The organism is Paenibacillus sepulcri (assembly GCF_042647105.1).
Lineage (GTDB): Bacteria > Bacillota > Bacilli > Paenibacillales > Paenibacillaceae > Paenibacillus_Z > Paenibacillus_Z sepulcri.
In genome coordinates this window covers 1,154,121-1,177,138 of sequence record NZ_JBHRUP010000001.1, presented here as the reverse complement: position 1 = coordinate 1,177,138, position 23,018 = coordinate 1,154,121, and the positions used below count along the sequence as shown (strand labels likewise).

25 protein-coding genes and 1 tRNA gene are annotated in these 23,018 nt (G+C 52.4%); all 26 read left to right on the top strand.

The window, feature by feature from the left end:
- The first annotated feature begins 46 nt into the window (after positions 1-46).
- The 26 genes from ACFOLF_RS05350 (at position 47) to ACFOLF_RS05225 (ending at position 22,697) form a co-directional block, all read left to right on the top strand.
- Positions 47-1,576, top strand: a complete 1,530-nt coding sequence (locus tag ACFOLF_RS05350; protein ID WP_379114578.1) for a sugar ABC transporter ATP-binding protein — start codon at positions 47-49, stop codon at positions 1,574-1,576.
- Positions 1,573-2,559 carry an ABC transporter permease gene (locus tag ACFOLF_RS05345; protein ID WP_210041460.1) on the top strand — a complete coding sequence of 329 codons (987 nt, stop codon included), beginning with the start codon at positions 1,573-1,575 and terminating at the stop codon, positions 2,557-2,559. Before ACFOLF_RS05350 ends, ACFOLF_RS05345 begins: the two co-directional genes overlap by 4 nt.
- A 267-nt stretch (positions 2,560-2,826) precedes the next feature.
- Positions 2,827-3,102 (top strand): HU family DNA-binding protein, encoded by a 276-nt coding sequence (locus ACFOLF_RS05340; RefSeq protein WP_210041451.1) that lies wholly within the window; start codon positions 2,827-2,829, stop codon positions 3,100-3,102.
- Between the two features lie 169 nt (positions 3,103-3,271).
- Positions 3,272-3,348: transfer RNA gene (locus ACFOLF_RS05335), tRNA-Pro, on the top strand.
- A gap of 82 nt (positions 3,349-3,430) precedes the next feature.
- Positions 3,431-3,652: a trp RNA-binding attenuation protein MtrB gene (gene mtrB, locus ACFOLF_RS05330; protein WP_210041449.1), complete on the top strand. Its 222-nt coding sequence runs from the start codon at positions 3,431-3,433 to the stop codon at positions 3,650-3,652.
- An 80-nt stretch (positions 3,653-3,732) separates the two neighbouring features.
- Positions 3,733-4,293, top strand: coding sequence for a hypothetical protein (locus ACFOLF_RS05325; RefSeq protein WP_210041447.1), 561 nt, complete (start codon positions 3,733-3,735; stop codon positions 4,291-4,293).
- A gap of 131 nt (positions 4,294-4,424) precedes the next feature.
- Positions 4,425-5,294 (top strand): heptaprenyl diphosphate synthase component 1, encoded by an 870-nt coding sequence (locus tag ACFOLF_RS05320; protein ID WP_210041445.1) that lies wholly within the window; start codon positions 4,425-4,427, stop codon positions 5,292-5,294.
- A 9-nt stretch (positions 5,295-5,303) separates the two neighbouring features.
- A complete protein-coding gene (locus tag ACFOLF_RS05315) occupies positions 5,304-6,023 on the top strand; it encodes a demethylmenaquinone methyltransferase (protein WP_210041436.1) in 720 nt (239 codons plus the stop codon).
- On the top strand, positions 6,020-6,895 hold the full coding sequence (locus tag ACFOLF_RS05310) for a UbiA-like polyprenyltransferase (RefSeq protein WP_210041434.1): 876 nt from the start codon (positions 6,020-6,022) through the stop codon (positions 6,893-6,895). The genes ACFOLF_RS05315 and ACFOLF_RS05310 overlap by 4 nt, the downstream gene beginning before the upstream one ends.
- Positions 6,889-7,512 (top strand): UbiX family flavin prenyltransferase, encoded by a 624-nt coding sequence (locus ACFOLF_RS05305; protein WP_210041432.1) that lies wholly within the window; start codon positions 6,889-6,891, stop codon positions 7,510-7,512. The genes ACFOLF_RS05310 and ACFOLF_RS05305 overlap by 7 nt, the downstream gene beginning before the upstream one ends.
- 1 nt (position 7,513) lies before the next feature.
- Entirely contained in the window at positions 7,514-8,374 is an 861-nt protein-coding gene (locus ACFOLF_RS05300) for a menaquinone biosynthesis protein (RefSeq protein WP_379114580.1), read from the top strand.
- The gene (locus ACFOLF_RS05295; protein WP_210041409.1) at positions 8,371-9,342 is read left to right on the top strand and encodes a polyprenyl synthetase family protein; all 972 of its coding nucleotides are present in this window, start codon (positions 8,371-8,373) and stop codon (positions 9,340-9,342) included. The genes ACFOLF_RS05300 and ACFOLF_RS05295 overlap by 4 nt, the downstream gene beginning before the upstream one ends.
- 22 nt (positions 9,343-9,364) lie before the next feature.
- The gene (ndk, locus tag ACFOLF_RS05290; RefSeq protein ID WP_210042265.1) at positions 9,365-9,808 is read left to right on the top strand and encodes a nucleoside-diphosphate kinase; all 444 of its coding nucleotides are present in this window, start codon (positions 9,365-9,367) and stop codon (positions 9,806-9,808) included.
- 31 nt (positions 9,809-9,839) lie between these two features.
- A complete protein-coding gene (locus tag ACFOLF_RS05285; protein WP_379114582.1) occupies positions 9,840-10,622 on the top strand; it encodes a CheR family methyltransferase in 783 nt (260 codons plus the stop codon).
- Positions 10,623-10,691: 69 nt separating this feature from the next.
- Complete coding sequence (locus tag ACFOLF_RS05280; protein ID WP_210041407.1) at positions 10,692-10,859, top strand: hypothetical protein; 168 nt, start codon at positions 10,692-10,694, stop codon at positions 10,857-10,859.
- A gap of 194 nt (positions 10,860-11,053) precedes the next feature.
- Positions 11,054-12,223 carry a chorismate synthase gene (gene aroC / locus ACFOLF_RS05275; RefSeq protein ID WP_210041405.1) on the top strand — a complete coding sequence of 390 codons (1,170 nt, stop codon included), beginning with the start codon at positions 11,054-11,056 and terminating at the stop codon, positions 12,221-12,223.
- Between the two features lie 8 nt (positions 12,224-12,231).
- Positions 12,232-13,335: a 3-dehydroquinate synthase gene (gene aroB / locus ACFOLF_RS05270; RefSeq protein ID WP_210042261.1), complete on the top strand. Its 1,104-nt coding sequence runs from the start codon at positions 12,232-12,234 to the stop codon at positions 13,333-13,335.
- The gene (gene aroH / locus ACFOLF_RS05265; protein WP_210041403.1) at positions 13,332-13,700 is read left to right on the top strand and encodes a chorismate mutase; all 369 of its coding nucleotides are present in this window, start codon (positions 13,332-13,334) and stop codon (positions 13,698-13,700) included. Before aroB ends, aroH begins: the two co-directional genes overlap by 4 nt.
- A 356-nt stretch (positions 13,701-14,056) precedes the next feature.
- Positions 14,057-15,607 carry an anthranilate synthase component I gene (gene trpE / locus ACFOLF_RS05260; protein WP_210041401.1) on the top strand — a complete coding sequence of 517 codons (1,551 nt, stop codon included), beginning with the start codon at positions 14,057-14,059 and terminating at the stop codon, positions 15,605-15,607.
- A gap of 7 nt (positions 15,608-15,614) precedes the next feature.
- Positions 15,615-16,664 carry an anthranilate phosphoribosyltransferase gene (gene trpD / locus ACFOLF_RS05255; protein ID WP_210041399.1) on the top strand — a complete coding sequence of 350 codons (1,050 nt, stop codon included), beginning with the start codon at positions 15,615-15,617 and terminating at the stop codon, positions 16,662-16,664.
- Complete coding sequence (gene trpC / locus ACFOLF_RS05250; RefSeq protein WP_210041397.1) at positions 16,651-17,445, top strand: indole-3-glycerol phosphate synthase TrpC; 795 nt, start codon at positions 16,651-16,653, stop codon at positions 17,443-17,445. Before trpD ends, trpC begins: the two co-directional genes overlap by 14 nt.
- Positions 17,445-18,182: a phosphoribosylanthranilate isomerase gene (locus tag ACFOLF_RS05245; RefSeq protein WP_210041395.1), complete on the top strand. Its 738-nt coding sequence runs from the start codon at positions 17,445-17,447 to the stop codon at positions 18,180-18,182. The genes trpC and ACFOLF_RS05245 overlap by 1 nt, the downstream gene beginning before the upstream one ends.
- Positions 18,179-19,375: a tryptophan synthase subunit beta gene (gene trpB / locus ACFOLF_RS05240; protein ID WP_210041393.1), complete on the top strand. Its 1,197-nt coding sequence runs from the start codon at positions 18,179-18,181 to the stop codon at positions 19,373-19,375. Before ACFOLF_RS05245 ends, trpB begins: the two co-directional genes overlap by 4 nt.
- Before the next feature lie 5 nt (positions 19,376-19,380).
- On the top strand, positions 19,381-20,190 hold the full coding sequence (gene trpA, locus ACFOLF_RS05235) for a tryptophan synthase subunit alpha (RefSeq protein WP_210042259.1): 810 nt from the start codon (positions 19,381-19,383) through the stop codon (positions 20,188-20,190).
- Positions 20,191-20,503: 313 nt separating this feature from the next.
- Positions 20,504-21,601 carry a histidinol-phosphate transaminase gene (gene hisC / locus ACFOLF_RS05230; RefSeq protein ID WP_210041391.1) on the top strand — a complete coding sequence of 366 codons (1,098 nt, stop codon included), beginning with the start codon at positions 20,504-20,506 and terminating at the stop codon, positions 21,599-21,601.
- A gap of 4 nt (positions 21,602-21,605) precedes the next feature.
- Positions 21,606-22,697: a prephenate dehydrogenase gene (locus tag ACFOLF_RS05225; protein WP_210041388.1), complete on the top strand. Its 1,092-nt coding sequence runs from the start codon at positions 21,606-21,608 to the stop codon at positions 22,695-22,697.
- The last annotated feature ends 321 nt before the right edge of the window (positions 22,698-23,018 follow it).

The window sequence follows — 23,018 nt, the reverse complement described above, 5'->3', positions numbered from 1 at the left end:
GCCCGTTTGCATGAAGCAGGCGAATGAGCAGACAAGGAAGTGCAGCATGGGGTACGGCAGCAGTTTGATTATGCGCGGCATCGGCAAATCCTTTGCCGGTGTGCATGCGCTCAAAGAGGTTGATTTTGAAGTCCGGTCAGGTGAAATTCACGCTCTGCTGGGCGCGAACGGAGCGGGTAAAAGCACCTTGATGAAAATTCTTTCAGGTGCTTATACATCGGATTCCGGCTCTATCGAAATTGACGGCAAGACGATCCAGGTCCGGACGCCAGGGGATGCCAAAGCAAGCGGCATCCATTGCGTTTACCAGGAGGTCGATACGGCACTGGTTCCGCATCTGACCGTTACGGAGAATATTATGCTTGACCGCATTTCTTCGCCGGGAAGCCGCCACTTCCTTGGCTGGAAAGCCTTCCATCAGGAGGCGGAGGCCGTTCTGCGGCGCCTCGACTCTCCTATACCGGTCCGCAAACGGGTCAGTGAACTGACCCTGGCCGAGAAACAGCTTGTCCTTGTCGCACGCCTGCTCACCGAACAAGCAAAGTTTGTCATTTTCGACGAACCGACTGCACCGCTCAGCCTTGAAGAGGCTGAGCGGTTGTTCCGTGTTATGAGGCAACTGAGGGACGACGGCATCGGTTGTATTTTCATTACCCACCGTCTGCCGGAAGTGTTCGAGATGTGCGACCGGATTACTGTCATGCGCGACGGCGAGCGCGTACTTACGGAGGACAAGCAGGAAACCGATATGGACGGCGTCATTCAGGCAATGCTCGGGCGAAGCTTCGAGCAGGAATTCCCCAAAGCGGAGGCAGAAATCGGATCAATTGTGCTCGAAGTGAAAGGCTTGACAGCATCACGTATGACAGCATCACGTACTGTGCAAGATGTCAGCTTCTCGGTGAAGAAGGGGGAAATCGTTGCGATTGTCGGACTTGTCGGCGCAGGCAAGACGGAGCTTTCCCGGCTTCTGTTTGGCGCAGATGCCGTCGATTCCGGCGAAGTCCGCGTCAATGGAACCAGGATGAATCTCTCCCAGCCGGCCACGGCCATAAACGGAGGTATCGCACTGGTACCCGAAGAGCGGCGGAGTCAGGGGATTCTTGTCTCTGAGTCGGTGCAGCGCAATCTCAGTCTGCCGATTCTGAAGCTGCTCTCGCGTTTCGGGTTTCTCTCCGGCTCAGGCGAACAGGGCAATGCTTCATCGGTGATCAGCCGTTTGGGCATCAAGACGCCGTCTCCCGCCCAGAAAACGATGTATTTAAGCGGGGGCAATCAGCAAAAGGTGGCAATCGGCAAATGGCTGAATGCTGGGGTAGACGTGTTTTTGTTTGATGAACCGACAAAAGGCGTCGATATTGGCGCCAAAAGCGATATTTTCCGCATCATAGGGGAATTGGCGCAGCAGGGCAGGGGAATTGTTTATTTAACTTGCGAGTTCTCAGAGGCGCTGGGTATTGCCGATCGTATTCTGGTTATGTATGATGGACGGATTGTAGCTTCCTTTGGGCGGGGAGAAACGACCCAAGAGCAATTGCTCTACTATGCCAGCGGGGGAGGAGAAGGTACAGCATGATCAGCAAACCGATGGATTTTATTTTTAAATACGGCTCTATAATGGTTATAGGTATCGTCATCCTGTTTTTTTCTTTTTGGAATGAGCACTTTTTTACCTACAGCAACATAACGGATATTTTACGTTCCATCTCGATCGTTACTTTCGTTGCAATCGGCGTCACGTTCTCGCTGACTGTGGACGGCTTTGACCTTTCGGTAGGCTCCACGGTGTCGCTTACGACGGTTGTCTCCGCAGCCCTGATGGTTTGGTATGAGCAGCCGTTGATCGTGGTCATCGTATTTCCTTTGCTTATCGGTGTTGTGGTAGGGCTGATCAATGCCCTGCTGATCGTCAGAATCCGGATTCCGGATCTGCTCGCGACACTGGCTATCATGTATATTGTGGCGGGAATTCATAAAACGTTCACCAAGGGCTACTCCATTTACAACAATATGCAGCTGACCGATGGAACGACGGCTCCCGGCGTATTTCGGGAGGATTTCCTGTGGCTGGGGCAGGGCAAATGGCTGGGAATCCCGATTCCGGTCATCCTCATGGTGATCGCCGTAGCAGGCGTGCATGTGTTCTTCACTTACACGCGCTGGGGACGTCAAATGCAAATGACCGGCGGCAATGAAGAAGCCGCAAGGCTGTCGGGCGTTCGGGTCAAACGGATCCGCACCGCGGCTTATGTCGCTTCGGGCTTGTTCGCGGCTGTTGGCGGCATTCTGTTCTCGGCCAGGGTCGGAACAGGCCAAATCGACGCGGGATCCTCCGTCTTGATGGAAGCGGTGGCGGCGGTTTTTGTCGGTTATTCCGTGCTCGGCGCGGGACGCCCGAATGTGATCGGAACGTTCATTGGATCGGTGCTGATCGGAGTGCTGCTCAACGGGATGACCATGATGAACCTGCAATATTATACCAATGATATTGTGAAAGGTTGTGTGCTTGTGCTCGCTCTGGCTGTTACATTTGTGCACTTAAACCGCAAAAAAACATAAAAAACCCATGGTTTCCATGGGAAAACCGCCCTCCCACTTGAAATTATATAGACGCTGTATTACTATAAATCTGTTCGTCGTACAGTATGCAGGAGTTGCACACTTATCCAAATTTTGATTTCAAGTGTGCGGCAAGCTGGCTCTTATCTTACGAAAAGGACAGCAAATTCATCTTTACTACAGCCTGCAGGTATAATTTCTCAGGTTTCGGTAAAACAGAATGATATTGATGTGCTTATGAACTGCACTTAAGGGGAGGTGAAAGAATTGAACAAAACGGAACTGATTGCCAAGGTAGCCGAGTTGACTGAGCTTTCCAAGAAGGATGCATCCAAAGCGGTTGACGCTGTATTTGATGCCATCTCGGATTCGCTGCAAGGCGGAGATAAAGTACAGCTTGTCGGATTCGGAAACTTCGAGGTGAAAAGCCGCGAAGCCCGTAAAGGCCGCAACCCGCAAACGGGTCAGGAGATTGATATCCCGGCCAGCAAAATCCCGAGCTTTAAAGCAGGTAAATCGCTTAAAGACCTAGTCTCCAAATAATAGCGCGGCACTGCCGCTGATGGCGCCCGGATGCTTGTTAGCATTCGGGCGTTTTTCAAAGAGAAATCCCTATTGACAATCCCTTCTAATTCCAGTAAACTGGGCTTTGCGGTTGACGGGTGCAGTCTTGAAAGTGTCTGAAAGATGCTTGTGCTGACCCGATTCATGGCGGGTGTTAGCTCAGCTTGGTAGAGCGCTACCTTGGGGTGGTAGAGGTCGCCAGTTCAAATCCGGTACACCCGACCATTTTATAAGACAAACCATAAACTGCTGCCCTTGAGCGCTTTCGTTCGGGAGGCGGTTTTTTAAATTCAAGGAGGACGGTTCTATGAGTGATTTGCATGGGGATTACATCGTCGTAAAAGCGAAAGCCCAGGGCGTGCAAGTAATCGGACTCACACGCGGACAGGATACAAAATTTCATCACACCGAGAAGCTGGACAAGGGTGAAGTGCTCATCTGCCAGTTTACCGATCATACGTCAGCGATCAAAATCCGCGGAAAAGCCACTGTTCTGACAAAGTACGGAACCGTCGACACCGAAGACTAATTGTAAAAGCAGGCATAGCCTGCTTTTTTAGTTTGTACAATGTAAGGAGAAGACCATTCTGGTTGCGGAGGCGTTGCAGCATGTCCGTATGGAAGAGGCTTATCCTTGCATCAGCGGTAACACTGGCAATAACCGTTCTTTTAACCGCACTTCCTCATTTCCGGCAGGACATGCCGCAGCGCAGCGGAGATATAGCCGTTTTTCGATTGATGCCCATCAAGCAATTGACCAGCGGAAATCTGGTCGATTCCATGATCGGTCTGCAGCTGTCGCTTGCGATCAGGAAAGTAGCCTGGAATCAGGCTGCGCTCTCGATAGATTTGGTCGTGGATGGCCGGGGCAATGAAAACAGGGAATGGGCGGCTGATCTGCAGAGGCTGCTGGAACTGGCCTTTGTGCGGACGGATAACGTGAACCGTGTTCTGGTGCGTTTTGTCGAGCCGATCCCCTCTGGAGGGGATACAGCACGGTCAGCCGCGCGGGTATTGGCAGCCGCCGACGTCAGGAAGACAGATGATTGGCTGGCTACCGAGCTGACAGGCCTCGCAGAGACGGATTTGCTGTCAAGCCCGGAGTGGAGACAGAGGCTGCGTTTGTCGGTATCCCAGGAAGGACTTATCCGTCTGGGGACAGCTGACTGAATCAGATGTCCCTCTTTTGGATAACCCATTCACAAGGGGGTAGCTTGTAGCGCAACGCTTGACAAAATGATATAATAATTTAGATTATAGAACAGCACTGTTTTCGCTGATCTGTCCGGAGGCTTGACCTTATGAAACCATACAGAATACCTGAACTAGCCAAGAAGTACACGGATCATGAGATGATTCAGACACACACGGAGCTGCCGGAGTTTCCTGATTCGCGGATTCGGCTGCTTTTCGCTTTTCTGGCCAACCAACGCACGCCTCTTTTGCACAGCGAGCTTTACTCGCTGGTTGCCGCTCTTGTACAGCTTGGTATGGATACCCACGATATGATTGATTCCGATTCCGGACATGTCCCTGAACGTGAGATGCGCTCGCGCCAGCTTAAGGTGCTCGCAGGGGACTACTTCAGCAGCCGGTTTTATCATCTGCTGGCACAAGCCGGACAGGTGGATATGATCAGGCGCATCAGCGAAGGAGTTTGTGAAGTCAATAAGCTGAAAATGAATTTGTACGTGAAGATGAAGCAGCTTCGGGTGACGGCTGAGGATTATCTGAACCAGTGCATTCAGCTGAAAACCGAATTGTTCCAGGCTTTTACGGACATTCTGGATGATAAAGCAGTTCGTGACTGGCTGGTGCTTCTGCAGGGCTTCGGCCGATGCGAGGTCATTCTGGACGAACTGGCCCGCAGCGAGAAGCCGGAGCGTTTCGGCGGCAGCTGGGGCTATTGGCATGTCCTGGATGAGGGAAGCGAAGAAGAGAAGCAGGGACTTGCCGACAAGACCGCTGACAGTTTTTTTGTCGACGCTCTTCTTGCCAAGTATGATATACGCAGCCAACTGGCTGATAAATTGAAAAACGCCGTGGCGCATGTTCAAGCGGCCGCTTCCAGGCTTGAGTCCGACAAGCTCGTACGCGAGCTGCTGCAGATCGGAGAATCATTCCGGCGTCCGCTGATGCCTGCAGCTTCCGTCCACGGCGAGAGAAGGTGATCAAAGATAATGCAATCCAATTCCAAAGAGACGCATGTTCATGCTGTATTCGAGAGCATCGCTCCCAAATACGATCTGATGAACGATCTGCTCAGTTTTCGCAGACATAAGGCATGGCGCTCCTTCACCATGCGCAAAATGAACGTCAAACCGGGCGCAACGGCCGTTGACTTGTGCTGCGGCACATGCGACTGGACGATTGCGCTCGCGCGCGCAAGCGGGACAGGCAAGATGTTCGGGCTGGATTTCAGCCGCAATATGCTTGATGTCGGTCAGCAGAAAGTCGACCGGGAGAGCCTGGACAACCAGATCTCGCTTGTGCAGGGAAACGCTATGGAACTGCCGTTCGAGGACAACCGGTTTGATTATGCAACCATCGGATTCGGGCTTCGCAACGTGCCGGATCTTGTGCAGGTGCTCAAAGAAATGCAGCGCGTCGTCAAGCCGGGCGGCCAAGTGGTCTGTCTCGAGCTGTCCAAGCCTGTATGGCAGCCGTTCAAGTCGATTTATTATTTTTATTTCGAACGTATTTTACCGAATCTGGGCAAACTTTTTGCCAAGCGTTATGAGCAATACAAATGGCTTCCGGAATCGCTTAAGGCTTTCCCGGACCAAAATCAGCTGGCGGCTGTATACCGGGAGATTGGTCTCCGAGACGTTCGCGCGTACCCGCTGACTGGTGGTATTGCCGCGCTGCATATCGGAACGAAGGGAACAGAGGAAGCATGATTCGCAAATTCAGAATTTTTTTGGAAATGATCAAGGTGGAGCATACGGTGTTTGCCCTGCCATTTGCTTTTATTGGCGCATTGCTTGGAGCAGTCGTTATGGAAAACCGGCTTCCGCAGTGGAGCGAGATCGGTTGGGTGCTTCTTGCCATGGTCGGCGCGAGAAGCGCCGCAATGGGACTCAACAGGGTGATTGACAGGGTGATTGACAAGAAGAACCCGCGTACGGAGAAACGTGCCATACCCGCAGGTTTGTTGAAAACCTCAGAAGTTATCCTGTTTATCGCGATATCATTTATTGTCTTGTTTTTTGCAGCAGCGAAGCTCAATCCTTTATGCATCAAGCTGATGCCGATTGCGGTTCTCATGCTGGTCTTTTATTCGTACACCAAACGCTTCACCTGGCTTTGTCATCTGGTGCTTGGACTGACCATCGGTCTCGCCCCTCTTGGCGCCTGGGTGGCGGTAACGGGAGAATTCGCGTGGCCGGCATGGATTCTCTTCGGAACGGTAACCTTCTGGCTGGCGGGATTTGATATTATCTATGCCTGCCAGGATTTCGATTTCGACCGCAAGGAAGGCGTTCATTCCATTCCCGCGCGCTTTGGTCTATCAGGCGCTCTCTGGCTTGCGCGTCTCTTTCACCTGATTACGGCTGCGGGCTTCCTTACCTTATTCTGGATGACCAACTTAAGCTGGGGTTATTTGCTTGGGGTGGTCATCGCACTGGGCATCCTGTTCTACGAGCATCTGATTGTAAAGCCTGCCGATCTAAGCCGCGTCCAAACCGCGTTCTTCACAATGAACGGGGCGCTCAGCATCACATTATTCGGTTTTACGCTAATCGATCTGATGGTGCTTCACCAATGGTAGGCGCAGGCACCCCGGAGGTGCGCAAGCGTTGGGTTGTCGGAATCACGGGAGCAAGCGGCTCTGTATATGGCATACGCCTGATTGAAGTTCTGCTTGCATCTGATGTGGAGGTTCATCTGGTTGTCACGGAATCAGGCTGGCGTGTTCTGAAGGAAGAATTGGGATGGGACACTACCCGCAGGCAAGCGGCGCTCGAAGACAAATTCAAAGCGGAGCTTGATGAGGGCAGGCTTGTTTTTCATCCTAATGCCAACATAGGCGCCACGATCGCCAGCGGATCTTACCGGGTCGAGGGAATGATCGTGATGCCCTGCTCAATGGGTACACTTGCTTCAATCGCGCATGGAAGCTCGAATAATTTAATGTCGCGCGCGGCGGATGTCATGATGAAAGAAGGGCGCAAGCTGCTGCTGGTTCCGCGGGAAACTCCGCTTCATGCGATACATTTGGAGAATATGCTGACCCTGGCCAGACTTGGCGTCAAAATAATTCCGGCGATGCCCGCCTTTTATAACGGACCGCAAACGGTCGCGGATATGGTCAACTTTCTCGTGGGAAAAGTACTGGATCAGCTGCCGATCGAACATCAACTGTACAGAAGATGGGGAGATGAGTAGCATGGGGCTGAACCGCCCGATCACCATCGGACGCATTGACTATACGAACGTCTGGCCGATTTTTCACTATGCCGAAGAGCAGCTGCCGGCTGACCGTTTTATTATCGACAGGAGAGTGCCCTCTGCGCTTAATACGGCCATGCAGCGGGGAGAAATCGATATCACCTCGATGTCATCGTTCGCCTATGCGCAGTATGCGGACAGCTTTCTGCTGCTGCCTGATTTATCAGTCAGCGCGGCGGGACGGGTTAATTCAATACTGCTGATTACAAAAGAGCCGCTGGAGAAAGTGCTGAAGGGGACGATCGCTCTGACATCCACTTCGGCGACTTCGGTCAATTTGCTCAAAATCCTGATGTCCTTGTACTACAAGGCTTCACCGGACTATATTACAATGGACCCTTCGCTTGACGAGATGCTGGGCAGTGCGGATGCCGCTCTTCTCATCGGTGACCCGGCGATTCAGGCATCATGGCGCAGTGAGGGATTTACAGTCATTGATCTTGGTGAACTATGGCGCAGCTGGACTGGCCTTGGCATGACCTTTGCCTTGTTCGCGGTGCATAAGGCTGCGGCAGCAGCATATCCGAAGGCGGTATCTCAGGTGCTGCAGGCATTAACGGACAGCAAGCGCCGCAGCCTTGCGGACACTGCGCCTTTAGTCAGCAAAGCCAGAGCCCAGTTGGGCGGAACTGAGAAATACTGGCAGCGCTATTTTCGGGAATTGACCTATAACTTTGGAACGAAGGAGCAGAAGGGGCTGTCGCTGTATTTTGAATATGCCCGATCACTTGGCCTGCTTGACCATCATGTCCGGATGGAGTTTTTTGCAGATCATACTGCCCTACAGGTGAACGAATGAAACTACTTGATATCTATGCCAAAATGAAATCCGATCTTGATATTCTCGAAGGGAAGCTGGCGCAAAGCGTCACATCGGATCACTCCCTTCTGAGCGAAACCTCCACCCATCTGCTGAAAGCCGGCGGCAAACGCATCCGGCCCGTATTCGTGCTGCTATCCGGCAAATTCGGTGAATACCGGCTGGAAACGCTGGAAAAAATCGCGGTTTCGCTTGAACTGATTCACATGTCTTCACTTGTTCATGACGATGTGATTGACAATGCTGACACACGCCGCGGGCAGCTGACGGTCAAAAGCAAATGGGATAACCGGATCGCCATGTACACGGGCGATTATATTTTTGGTAAAGCGCTCACTATTGTGACTGAGCTCAAAAATCCGCTTATCCATCAGATTTTGTCCAAAGCGATGGTTCAGATGTGTATCGGTGAAATGGAGCAGATTCGCGATTTCTTCAATACGGAACAGTCGATCCGCGATTACTTATTGCGGATTCGCCGCAAAACGGCGCTGCTTATCGCCACCAGCTGCCAGCTTGGCGCTATTGCAGCGGGAGCGGAATGGTGGGTCTCCAACAGGCTGTACCGCTTTGGCTATAATGTGGGAATGGCATTTCAAATCGGGGACGATCTGCTGGATCTGCTTGGAACAGAGAAGCAGATTGGCAAGCCGCCCGGTTCGGATATCAGACAGGGAAATATCACATTGCCTGTTCTGCTTGCGCTGCAGGAACAGGGGCGGGAGCAGCTGCTTCACGAATTAAATAAAATTCGCGAGTCCGACGGGGCAGGGGATACGAAAAAAGCGTTGAACATTATACGTAGGAGCGCAGGAATCCGGATATCTGAGGAACTGGCAGCCCGCTATATCAGCAAAGCGACCCAGGCTCTTGCCGATTTGCCGGATATACCTGCAAAGAAAAACCTGACGGATATCGCGCATTTTGTAGCCAAACGGAATTATTAGCATCAGCGAGGAGGAATTTATGATGGAAAAGACATTTTTGATGGTCAAACCAGACGGCGTTCAGCGGGGATTAATCGGAGAAATCGTTTCCCGTTTTGAGCGCAAGGGACTGAAACTCGTCGCAGCAAAATTCATGAGCATTACTCCGGAGCTCGCCGAGCGTCATTACGCAGAGCATATCGGCAAGCCGTTTTATCCGCCGCTTGTTGATTTTATTACGTCCAGTCCTGTATTTGCTATGGTTTGGCAGGGGGACAATGTCATCGCTCTTGCCCGTGCGCTGATCGGCAAGACGGATTCCATCGCAGCAGCTCCCGGAACCATTCGTTCCGACTATGCCGTACATACGAATTTCAATCTTATTCATGGATCGGATTCACCGGAAAGTGCTGAACGGGAGATCGGCATTTTCTTCAGACAAGATGAGCTGATTGAGTATGAGCAGACCATTCAGAACTGGATTTAATGGAGCATGGCAGGCAGCGGAGGTATGACGGTTGGAGGATATGGATTTCGTTCTTTTTTCAAAGCGAATAAAAGACAAGACAGATATCGACCTGACGCAGTATAAGGAAGCACAGATGAAGCGGCGGCTGACAACGCTGCGGCAGAAGTACGGCTTTGATTCCTTCGCCTCCTATTGGAAGGCAATCGAGCATGATGCTAAACTGATGAATGAATTCCTTGATCGCATGACCATCAATGTTTCCGAGTTCTGGCGGAATCCCGGCAGATGGGAAGCGATGGAGAAACGCTTTATTCCGGAGATGCTCAAAGGCGGCGGGCGCATCAAGATGTGGAGCGCTGCCTGCTCCACCGGCGAGGAGCCTTATACGCTCTCGATGATCACGGCTGAACTGGGAGCGCTGGACCGGTCCTCCATTCTGGCTACCGATCTGGACCAGATTGTTCTGGATAAGGCGGCAGCGGGCGTTTATCATGAACGGTCTGTCCGTGATGTGCCGAAGAACTACCTGCAAAAATATATGACCAGGCAGGGGACGGATCATTATGGCATAACTGACCGGTTGAAGAAAGCCATCACATTCAAACAACAGAACCTGTTGAATGATCCCTTCGAGCGTCATTTTGATATTATCGTTTGCCGCAATGTTATGATCTATTTTACCGAGGAAGCCAAGCAGCTGCTCTATCACAAGTTCTCGCAGGCGCTCCGTCCCGGAGGACTGCTGTTTGTCGGCAGCACAGAGCAGATATTCAATCCTTCGCAGTATGATTTCGAAACCGAGGAAACATTCTTTTACCGCCGCAAGCTGTGAGCAGGGTATATCGTTTTCCAATTTCTCCAATACTAACAATTAGAAACAAACGGCGTTGGAGGTTTCATAATGGATAAACGGAAAGTCATAGCAGCTTACAAACGGGGATTTATCAATGTCCAGGAGTGCGCACAGATTCTTGGCATTGATATGGCCCAGCTTTCAGGATTGATGACTGATCCTTACTTGTCGGCGGATCCGAAAGTCAGGCTGGACAAGCAATCCGTTAACAGTTAGGGAAAAGGTTGGAGAAGCTGTCTGTCACGCTTGGTCAAAAGCGCGATAGACGGCTTTTTTGTATTTCGGGCAGGCGCCTCCAATTCCTTGTCAAACCGGCAAGGCTATACTATAATGAGCAAAGATATTTGGGCGTAAAACAAGAGAAGCCTGGTGACGATTTTCGTTGTTCGGTTTGAAGGAGGAGCACTAACGTGAGTTTACGTTATTTGACAGCAGGAGAGACCCATGGTCCGCAGCTGACGGCTATTATTGAAGGGCTGCCAAGCAACCTGCAATTGGATTTTGAAGAATTGAATTTTCAGCTGCATCGCAGGCAGAAGGGCCATGGCCGCGGACGCCGCATGCAGATCGAGAAGGATACGGCGAACATAGTAGGCGGTGTGCGCCACGGCAAAACAACCGGAGCGCCGGTTGCGCTTGTCGTGGAGAACAAGGACTGGAAGCATTGGACAAGCGTGATGAACATCGAGCCCATCGAAGGGGGAGATGAGGAGAAGCGCAGAGTTCATCGTCCGCGCCCGGGTCATGCCGATTTGAACGGGGGACTGAAATACAATCTGAAGGATCTGCGCAATGTGCTGGAGCGGTCAAGCGCCCGCGAGACGGCTGCACGTGTAGCGGTTGGAGCGGTGGCGAGGCAGTTTCTGGCTGCTTTCGGCATTAAGGTTGCAGGCCAGGTTATCCGGATCGGAGAGATTGAAGCCCCGGCCAACAATTTGCCAATTGATGAGCTGATTGCACTCACAGAGGAATCGCCGGTTCGTGTGGTGGATAAGGAAACGGAAGCGAAGATGACGGCCTACATTGATCAAATCAAGCTGGAAGGCGATTCGATCGGCGGTATCGTCGAGTGCATCGTCGAAGGGGTCCCTGTGGGACTGGGCAGCTATGTTCAATATGACCGCAAGCTGGACGGACGGATTGCCCAGGCGGTTGTATCGATTAATGCTTTCAAGGGCTGCGAGATCGGGATCGGCTTTGAAGCGGGGCTGATGAAAGGTTCTAAGGTTCATGATGAAATCATGTATTCGGAGGAGAGGGGCTACCACCGCGCATCCAACCGTCTGGGAGGTTTCGAGGGCGGAATGACCAGCGGCGAGCAGATAGTAGTACGCGGCGTAATGAAGCCTATTCCGACGCTCTACAAGCCTCTTCAAAGTGTTGATATCGATACGAAGGAGCCCTTTACAGCCCAGGTGGAGCGTTCGGACAGCTGTGCGGTTCCGGCTGCCAGCGTGGTTATGGAGCATGTTGTCGCCTGGGAAGTGGCCAAGGCATTCCTTGAAAAATTCGGAGGCGATTCGATGGAAGAGATTCGCGCCAATTATGACAACTATCTTGCTCAAGTAGGGCGCTACTAATGAGCGCGATGCGTGAGCTCACTGTTGAACTGGGAGAGCGATCCTACCCGATCTATATCGGGGAAGGGCTGCTTGATCAGGCAGGAGAGCTGTTTGTGAAGCAGGGAATCGGCAAGAAATCGCCAATGCTGATTGTGACTGACGAACGCGTGGCGGAGCGGCATTTGGCCAAGCTTGCGGCGGTTCTGCAAGAAGCCGGCTATCAGGTTACATCCGCCGTTGTTCCCTCAGGAGAAAGTTCAAAGTCACTCTCTGTTTTCGAGTCGCTGATGACCAAAGCGCTGCAGGCGGGTCTTGACCGGAAGTCGACGGTTGTTGCGCTTGGGGGCGGCGTTGTAGGGGACCTTGCCGGTTTCGTGGCTGCCTCCTATATGAGAGGGGTCAAATTTGTACAGGTGCCAACAACGATACTTGCGCACGACAGCAGCGTCGGCGGGAAGGTTGCGGTCAACCATCCGCTGGCCAAAAATATTATCGGCGCTTTTCATCAGCCAGAGCTTGTCCTCTATGATTTAAATACGCTGCAAACCTTGCCTCCGCGCGAGGTTAGTGCGGGTCTGTCTGAAGTCGTCAAGCACGGCTTGATCTGGGACGCGGAATTTGTTCAATGGTGCGATGATCATGCGGAACGTCTGCTCGCTCTGGATCCCGAGTCGCTGGGCTATGCCCTCTACAAAGGATGCGGTGTGAAAGCGGCTGTCGTCTCCCGGGACGAGAAGGAAAACGACCTGCGCATGATTCTGAATCTGGGCCATACGATCGGACATGCGCTGGAAGCTGTGGCGGGCTATAACGAGCTGCTTCACGGCGAAGCGATTTCCATCGGTATGGTAGGCTCTGCCCGTCTGGCTGTCAAGCTGGGTGCCCCAGAACAGGTGCTGACGGTGACGAAGCGCGTGTTGACGCGGGTTGGACTGCCTGTTCGTCTGCCGGAGCATCTAGATACCGATCGAATCATGGAAGCGATGAGCCATGACAAGAAATTTCTCGAAGGCACGATGGTCTTTATTGTCCCGACTGCAATTGGTCATGTGGAAATCAACAAATCCGTCTCCACGGCTCTTGTAAGAGAAATCGTGGAGCAATTGAAACAGGAGGCCGTTCAAGCATGAGTGTTCGAGGAATACGCGGTGCCATTACAGTCGATGTTAATGAAGAAGGACCTATCTTAACAGCAACCCTGGAGCTGCTGAAGGGTATTGTGAATGCCAATGCGCTGGTTCCGGATGATATATGCAATGTTTTCATAACCGTCACTCATGATCTTGACGCAACCTTCCCGGCGAGCGCCATCCGTCAGATGGCCGGCTGGGAGCTTGTTCCTCTGATGTGCGCGCTTGAAGTACCGGTCAAGGGAAGCCTGGAAAAATGCATCAGGCTGATGGTCTTGGTCAATACGGACAAAACGCAGAAGCAGATCGAGCATGTCTATTATGGAGGCGCCCAGGCGCTCCGGCCGGATTTAACTAATAAATAATCGGCAAAGAGTCAAGAATACCAGATAGTCCGGTTCTGCACAATTGAACCCAACCCATATTGACGATTTATTGCCCCTGGTGTATAGTGTGGAAATACGAATGATGCAATAGTTAGAGCAGAGCTGAGCAAAGGCAGCGTTTATGTTGTCAGATGAGATGAGTAGAGCTGAGAGTAGTTGAGGTACCAACACGATTTCAAGCAGGATGAGTCGTTCATTTGCTGTGCCGCTTAAGGCCGTAATGAATAGACGACGCCCTCTAATTCGCGTTCCAGCACTCATGTTCCATCTTCTGACATGAACACTCCTGCTACGGCGGGAGTTTTTTTATTTTCATAAAAAGAGGAGAGATTGACATGAATCAGGAGCTGCAGCAGGTTATTCGACTTGCAGGGACCTACAATTTGATCCCGATCGTACGCCATGTTATGGCGGATACCGAGACACCGATCCGGCTGTTTCAGCATTTTTACCGGGAACCCCGCGCTTTCCTGCTTGAAAGCGTAGAAGGCGGAGTGAAATGGGCACGATATTCCTTTATCGGCACGGATCCCTTTATGCTCATCCGCGGCAAGAATGGCGAGATGGTTGTGGAGCAAAGAGGCGAGGAGCAGATTCTCCGCGATAAACCGATCGAGCTGCTGAAGGCGCATTTGCGTTCGTTCAGAAGTCCGTCAATCGCAGAGCTGCCTCCGTTCACCGGCGGAGCGATCGGATTTTTCGGTTATGACTTGCTGCAGTATTATGAGAAGCTGCCGCCCCACCGTATTGATGACATGAATATGAATGACTTGCAGTTTATGTTCTGCGACCAGGTCATCGTTTTTGATCACTTCAAGCAGCAGATTCAGGTTATTGGCAATGTCCATATCCCGAATGCCGCGACAGACAGCGTCATTGCCCAGGCTTATGAAGAGACGCTGGCGAAGATTCAGGCCGCTATTGAACGCATTCAGCAGCCGCTGCCTGCGCCATTGATGGCAGGAGGAACCATACCGGCTGATCCGGATCTGGGCGAAGTTGAATCCAATCTGACGAAGGAGCAATTCATCGCAAATGTGGATCAGGCCAAGGAGTATATCCGCGCAGGCGATGTGTTCCAAGTGGTGTTGTCCCAGCGCTTCAGCATCGAAACGGATGTCGAGCCGCTGCATGTATACAGAATACTCCGTAATATGAATCCGTCTCCTTACATGTACTATTTAAAAATGGATGATGAGGTCATCGTCGGCACTTCCCCTGAAGCCCTTGTCAAGGTGGACGGTGATCGGGTGGAGACCAGGCCCATCGCCGGTACGCGTCCGCGGGGCAAGACGGAAGAGGAGGATCTGCTGCTTGAGCAGGAGCTTCTTGCCGATGAGAAGGAGAGGGCCGAGCATCTGATGCTTGTTGATCTAGGCCGCAACGATATCGGCCGCGTATCCCAATTCGGCAGCGTCCACTGCGATGCCTATATGGATATTGAACGCTATTCCCATGTGATGCATATTGTTTCGAACGTATCGGGCAAGCTTCGCCCGGATAAAGATTTCTTCGATGCATTTGTCTCCTGTATGCCGGCCGGCACTGTATCCGGCGCACCGAAGCTGCGCGCTATGGAGATCATAGCAGAGCTGGAGAACGAGGCGCGCGGCGCTTATGCCGGGGCCATCGGGTATCTCGGTTTTGGCGGCAGCCTGAATACCTGTATTACCATTCGTACGCTTATTTTCAAGAATGGCAAGGCCTATGTGCAGGCAGGGGCCGGAATTGTATGGGATTCGGTGCCGGAGAATGAATATGTGGAGACGATTAACAAGGCTAAAGCGATGCTGAAGGCCGTTCGCGCAGCCGAAGCGGTATTCTCCGCTCCGGAGCGGGGCGTGAACATGATCAATACGGACTATTACGCCAATGCGAAAGGGTGAGCGGAGCATGGAAACCGAAACGATATCGATGCAGCGCGCGCTGGCGGCGGTAATTGCCGGTAATGATTTGTCCCGTGAAGATGCGAGATCGGTTATGAGCATTATTATGAAGGGTGAGGCTACAGGACCGCAGATTGGCGCAATCGTCACCGCTTTGCGGATGAAAGGCGAGACCAAGGAAGAAATCACCGGCTTCGCCGAGGTCATGCGCACCCACTCCAACCGGGTGGAAACGCTGCAGGAGGGACTGCTGGATACCTGCGGAACAGGCGGCTCCGGCATTCATAAATTCAACATCTCCACAGCCTCGGCGATGATCGCATCAGCTGCGGGCGTTCGGGTGGCCAAGCACGGCAACCGCGCGATGTCTGGCAAAGCAGGCAGCGCGGACGTGCTGGAGGCTCTTGGCGTTCAGATCAATCTGTCCGCAGACCAGGCGGCAAAATGCCTGGAGGAGATCGGGATATGCTTCATGTTTGCCCAACTATACCATCCCTCTTTGAAGCATGCGGCGGCAGCGCGGAAGGAGCTCGGATTCCGCACCATATTCAATATGCTGGGACCTCTCACCAATCCGGCCGGAGCCGACCGTCAGCTGCTGGGGCTTTACGATATGGCGCGGACAGCAACCGTAGCTCAGGTATTGGGCGAGCTGGGGCTAAAACGGGCCATGGTTGTCAGCAGCTTTGACGGGCTGGACGAAATCAGCATTTCCGCGCCCACCCAAATTTCGGAGCTTGAGGGTGGCGTCGTCCGTACCTATGCGATTACGCCGGAGGAGCTTGGTTTGCCAAGGCATGAGCTGAGTGAAATCGTCGGCGGTGAGGCGGATGTTAACGCGTCGATCATTAGAAGGATCTTTAACGGAGAAGAGCGCGGCGCCTATCGTGATATTGTGCTGGCCAATGCCGGAGCCTGTATGTTTATGGGCGGTGCTGCGGATTCGCTGCGGACGGGCGTTGAGGCGGCCAAGAGCATCATTGACTCTGGCAAGGCAGCGGCCAAGCTGCAGCAATTAATTGAAATGACAGGAGAGCTTGCCTATGTTTCTGGATAAAATCGTAGCTTCCAAACGCAAAGAAGTCGATGATCTGGCCGAGCATTTTTCAATAAATGAATATGAGCGCATCATTGCCGAGCTGCCTGCCTGCAAAGGGTTCGAGCGCACGCTCGCCGCAGGAACCAAACGTTCCCTTGGTCTGATTGCGGAGGTGAAGAAGGCATCACCCTCCAAAGGGGTGATCCGGCCTGATTTTCATCCCGTTGAATTGGCGCGGACCTACGAAGAAGCGGGAGCCGATTGTATTTCTGTACTCACGGATGCGGATTATTTTCAAGGCCGCAATGAGTTTCTGACGGAGGTCAGAGCCGCTGTGAAGCTGCCGCTGCTGCGCAAGGATTTCATCGTTGATTACCGTCAGGTGTATGAGACCCGTGCCATTGGCGCGGATGCCATCCTGCTGATAGCCGCTATTTTGCGTCCCACATTATTGTCGGAGCTGCATGATCTGGCCAAGTCGATTGGCCTTGATGTCCTCTTTGAGGTCCACGATCAGGAAGAAATGGAGTCGGTGCTTGGACTTGGCAAGGCGACGCTGATCGGAATCAACAACCGCAACCTGCAAACCTTTGCCACTGATTTGAAAACGACGGAGCAGCTTATTGGATTTGTTCCTCCTGGTGTCACAGTTATCAGCGAAAGCGCCATATCATCCCCGCAGGATATTTCCTATCTGCAAGCTGTAGGAGCTAAAGGCGTTCTGGTCGGCGAATATTTCATGCGTCAGCCTGATGTCGGCGTGGCTGTAGGGCAGCTTATGGGACCGGTGAATCATTAATGAACGGTGAAGAGAATCAGGCCAGACGTACACGGGTGAAAATTTGCGGATTGCGCGATGCGGCAACCATTCGACTCATGAATGGTCTGCCCGTCGATGAAATCGGTTTTGTGTTTGCCAGCAGCCGGCGTCAGGTTGCGCCGGAGCTGGCTGCCGAACTTATTGATGAGGTGCGCCAGCTGCGCACGCCTGCGGGTAAAGCTCCCAGGACAGCAGGAGTCTTTGTCAATGCCGACCTGATGACACTCCGCGATCTGCTTGCCATTGCGCCGCTGGACATTGTCCAGCTCCATGGCGGAGAATCCCCGGAGTTGTGTGCTGCAATCAAGACGGAACTGGGCGTAGAAGTATGGAAGACGCTAAGCGTAACCGAAGACGATCAGGCGGGGAATTCTCCTTCAGGGGAGGTTGGCAATGGTGAGGCTGCAGACGGTCAATCTTCCGGACCTGACCGTTTGGCGGCTTACCGGGGCGCTGTTGACGCTATCTTGATCGACACGGCAGGCGGCGGTACGGGCCGTTCATTTGCCTGGCAGGTGATAGACCGCTATCGTGAGGCGGCACGCGGGATCGGTGTTCCGCTTTATGTGGCGGGAGGACTCAATCCGGATAATGTCGCCGGACTGCTTGAGCGGTATTCGCCGGATGGCGTTGATGTGTCAAGCGGAGTGGAAACGGATGGAATGAAAGACATAGAGAAAATCAGGCTTTTTGTGGAAAGGGTGAAAGGCGTATGAACCAGGTCCCGGATGCAAACGGGCGTTTTGGCAAATTCGGCGGACGTTACGTGCCGGAAACATTGATGAACGCGCTTCTCGAATTGGAAGAAGCATACAAGCATTACTCCAAGGATCCGGATTTCATTGCGGAGGTCCGGTATTTGCTGAACCAGTATTCAGGCCGTCCGACATCGTTATTTTATGCGGAGCGGCTGACCAAGCATCTTGGCGGAGCCAGGATTTATTTGAAACGTGAGGATTTGAATCATACAGGGGCGCATAAAATCAACAACACCATCGGACAAGGCGTGCTTGCCAAACGAATGGGCAAGACCAAGATCATCGCCGAGACCGGAGCAGGCCAGCATGGTGTCGCATCGGCGACGGTGGCCGCTCTTCTGGGGCTGGAATGTAAGGTATTCATGGGGGAAGAGGACACCAAGCGGCAGGAGTTGAATGTGTTCCGGATGAAGCTGCTGGGCGCTGAGGTTATTCCGGTCATGTCCGGCACCCGCACACTTAAGGACGCCTGTAATGAGACGCTGCGTTACTGGGTCAGCCATGTTGATGACACTTATTATATTTTGGGTTCTGTTACAGGTCCGCATCCGTATCCCATGATCGTACGCGACTTCCAGCGCATTATTGGCGATGAGACCAGGGAGCAGATTCAAAAAGAAGCCGGCCGGCTGCCCGACTATATCGTCGCAGCTGTTGGCGGCGGCAGCAACGCGATCGGGATGTTCTACCCGTTCATTGGCGATGAATCGGTCAAGCTAATCGGCGTCGAAGCCGCAGGCAAAGGCGTGGACACTGAGGAGCATGCGGCTACCATGACGAAAGGCAGGCATGGGGTATTCCAGGGATCGCTCAGCTACGTGCTGCAGGATGAATATGGACAGGTACAGCCGGCGCATTCCATCTCCGCAGGCTTGGACTATCCCGGTATCGGACCGGAGCATGCCCATCTCAAAGATACCGGACGCGCCCAATATGTGCCGATTACGGATGCAGAAGCGCTGGATGCGCTGCAGCTGCTGTGCCGCACTGAAGGTATTATCCCGGCGCTTGAATCGGCCCATGCCATCGCCGAAGTCACGAAGCTGGCTCCCAAGCTGAGCCCGGATCAAATGATCGTCGTCAACCTTTCGGGGCGCGGCGACAAGGACGTTCAGGCCATCATGGGCTATCTGGGAGGCGAGCAGGGATGAGCAGCTTGAATCGTATAGACGGAGCCTTCGAGGCTCTTCGCAAGGAGGGCGGGACCGCTCTGATCCCGTTCCTCACGATTGGCGATCCGGATATTGAGACCTCGATTGAAATTATCCAATCGCTTGAGGCTGCGGGAGCGGATATGATTGAGCTTGGCGTGCCGTATTCCGATCCACTGGCCGACGGACCGGTCATTCAGCGCGCTTCCGAGCGCGCCTTGAAGAATGGCAAAGTCACGCTTGCGGACTGCGTACAGGTAGCTGAAACCGCACGGCAGGCGGGCGTTCAGATTCCATTTATTCTATTTTCCTACTTTAATCCGATTCTCCAGTTCGGCCTTGAGCCATTCTTCCGCTTCATTGTGGACAAGGTCATCAGCGGTCTTATTATTCCCGATCTTCCGATCGAAGAGGACGGGGAAGTCCGTTCCATGGCAGAGCAGGCGAATATACATCTGATCCCGCTCGTCGCTCCAACCTCTCACGACCGCGTCGCACGGATTGCCAGCAAAGCGCGCGGATTTGTCTACTGCGTATCCTCTCTTGGTGTCACCGGGGTCCGTGCCGATTTTCATCAGGGAATCGACGAATTTCTGGCCACGGTCAGGAATAACTCGTCGGTGCCTATCGCGGTTGGCTTCGGGATTTCCAGCCGCGAGCAGGTTGAACGCTTTGGGAAGCAGGCGGACGGTGTGATCGTCGGAAGCGCGATTGTCCGTAAAATCGAAGAGGTGCTGCCTCTGCTTCACGAGCCGCAAACAAAGGCCGAAGGTCTGGAGCAGATCCGCGCATTCGTCAGCGCCCTCAAAGGCTAGCGGCGAATTGCCGGATTGTTCTTTCCATGAGGCCGCCGCCGATAAGTAGAAAAAGCTCTGCAAGTGATGCCTTCGGGCCGCTCCTGCAGAGCTTTTTTCGATGGTTGTTGGCGAGTGTTCAATTCATAAGCTGTAAATAGGCATCCGATGCGGTGTAACGGTCCGGCTTTGTTTATAGCAACAATAATAGTTCCCGACACTTCAAGGTCATTTTTGGAAAATGGAGCTGTTTTATCTTTCCCTTTAAAATGAAAGCGACTTATGAGACAATGAAGCTTGAATGTTAATTCATTAATCAAAGAGGTGACTATTGGTGCAGCCTAAACAAAGTATCGTAAATTTACCTGTGTATCAACCCGGCAAACCGATTGAAGAGGTTAAACGTGAGCTTGGACTTACTGAAGTCATTAAGCTTGCTTCCAATGAAAATCCATTCGGATGCTCGGAGCATGCGAAAGCTGCGATCCAGGATGAGCTTGCGAATATCTCCATCTATCCCGATAGCTTCAGTACAGCATTAACCGGCGCTGTTGCCGATTATCTGCAGGTGGAACGCAATCAGCTTATTTTCGGTGCCGGCTCTGATGAGGTCATCCTGATGCTGGCCCGCGCATATTTGTCTCCCGGAGACGAGACCATCATGGCGGATGAAACTTTCCCGCAGTACAAGCATAATACCGTCATTGAGGGAGGGACTGCGATTGAGGTGCCGCTCAAGGACGGTACGCATGATCTGCCGGCGATGCTGGCGAAGATCACGGACCGCACCAAAATCATCTGGATTTGCAATCCCAACAATCCAACCGGAACGATCAACAATGAAGACGAACTGGCCCATTTCGTAAGCCAGGTGCCGAAAAATATCATTATTGCCTTGGATGAGGCTTATTTCGAATATGTGACAAATGCTGAATATCCGAACAGCCTCGAGCTGCTGCGCGGGCATGAGAATATTATTATTTTGCGGACATTCTCCAAAGTATACGGCCTGGCTTCGCTTCGTATCGGCTACGGAGTTGCGCATTCCGGCCTGATCCGCCACGTGAACCAGGTGCGTGAGCCCTTCAATACTACGCGGTTCGCTCAGGCTGCTGCCGTCGCTTCTCTGGCCGATCTTGATTTCCTGAACAATTGCAGGGACCGCAATGAAGAGGGACGGCGCTATCTGTACCAGGAATTTGATCGCATGGGTCTGAGCTATTTCGAATCGCAAGGCAATTTTGTGATGTTCGATGCCAAGCTGCCATCTCAGCAGGTATTTGACGGTTTGCTGCGCAGAGGGATCATCTCCCGTGCCCGCTGGACGTATTACCCGACTTATATCCGCATAACGGTGGGCAGTCAGGAACAGAATCAGTCGTTTATCCGGGCTCTGGAAGAAGTGCTTCAAGAAGCGGCGGTGCTGGGTTAATATTATGACTAAAATTGCAATATTCGGCGTCGGACTGATGGGCGGGTCGCTGGCTTTGTGCTTCAAGGGCAAGCCGGGGCTCACCGTCGTCGGTCATTCTGTACGCGAATCATCCGCAACCAAGTACATGGAGAGAGGCGTTGTCGATTATGCGACAACGTCCATGCATGATGCTGCTGAGGGTGCGGATTTTATTTTTCTGTGCGTACCTGTTGGAAACCTGGAGCAATATGTGCGCGAGCTTAGCGCCATGAAGCTGAAGCCCGGCTGTATTATTACGGATGTCGGGAGCACCAAGGCATCTGTGGCTTTGACGGCCAGCAGATTATTCGGCAAGGACGTCACCTTTATAGGCGGACATCCCATGGCAGGATCGGAGCGCTCAGGCGTTGAAGCAGCCTCGTCATATTTGTTTGAGAATGCGTTTTATGTTTTGACCCCCGCAGCGGGTACGCCGAGCAGCGATGTGGACAAGCTGACCGGGCTGATCAAGCTGACCAAGGCGCATATCGTCCACGTGAATCCCGAGGAGCATGATGAGATTGTTGGGGCTATCAGCCATCTTCCGCATATCATTGCTGTGGCGCTCGTCAATCAGGTGCGCGGCTATAATGAGAAGAATCCGCTGAACAGCGTGCTTGCCGCAGGCGGTTTCCGCGATATTACCCGTATAGCATCCAGCGATCCTGTTGTATGGCGCGATATTCTGATCAATAACAGCGGTGTGCTGCTCAAGCTGCTCAAGGATTGGAATCTTGAAATTCAGACATTCATTCACATGCTTGAAGCAGGGGATGGCGAGGGGATAGAGCGAGCCTTTCAGGAAGCGGGAATTTTCCGCAGCCAGCTGCCTGAACGACGCAAAGGCATGATTCATTCGATCTACGAATGCTATGTCGACGTGCCCGATCACCCGGGAATCATCGGCAAAGTGGCGACTGAGCTCGGCAACAGCAGAATCAATTTGAGCAATATCCATATTATCGAGAGCAGGGAAGATGTACCCGGCGTGCTTCGGTTGTCTTTTCGTACTCAGGAGGATCTGGATCAGGCTGTGGCCAAAATGGATGAAATTGGATTTCCTGTCCATTTTTAAAATAAATCTGTTATTTATGAAAACGCTTATTGACAAAATGAAAACGTATACATATAATAAAAGTACAGTATGGTTTCTCTCCACTCCTATCCAATCCTTCGCACTATGTGCGAGGCCGCCTCTAGAGGCGGCCTTTTTTTTATGCTTTCTTCTATAAACTGAAGCAGTTTCAAGTCCTGTGCATTTTTTTTCCTGATCCGCTTTCTTCTAAAGTGAAACTTTAACGGTACTTCTTCCGTCTAATCTTATGGCAGACAGATGCTCGGGGTTTTTACATACTCGCGTTTATCCGTTCGACCCGATAATTTTGAGAAAAATTTA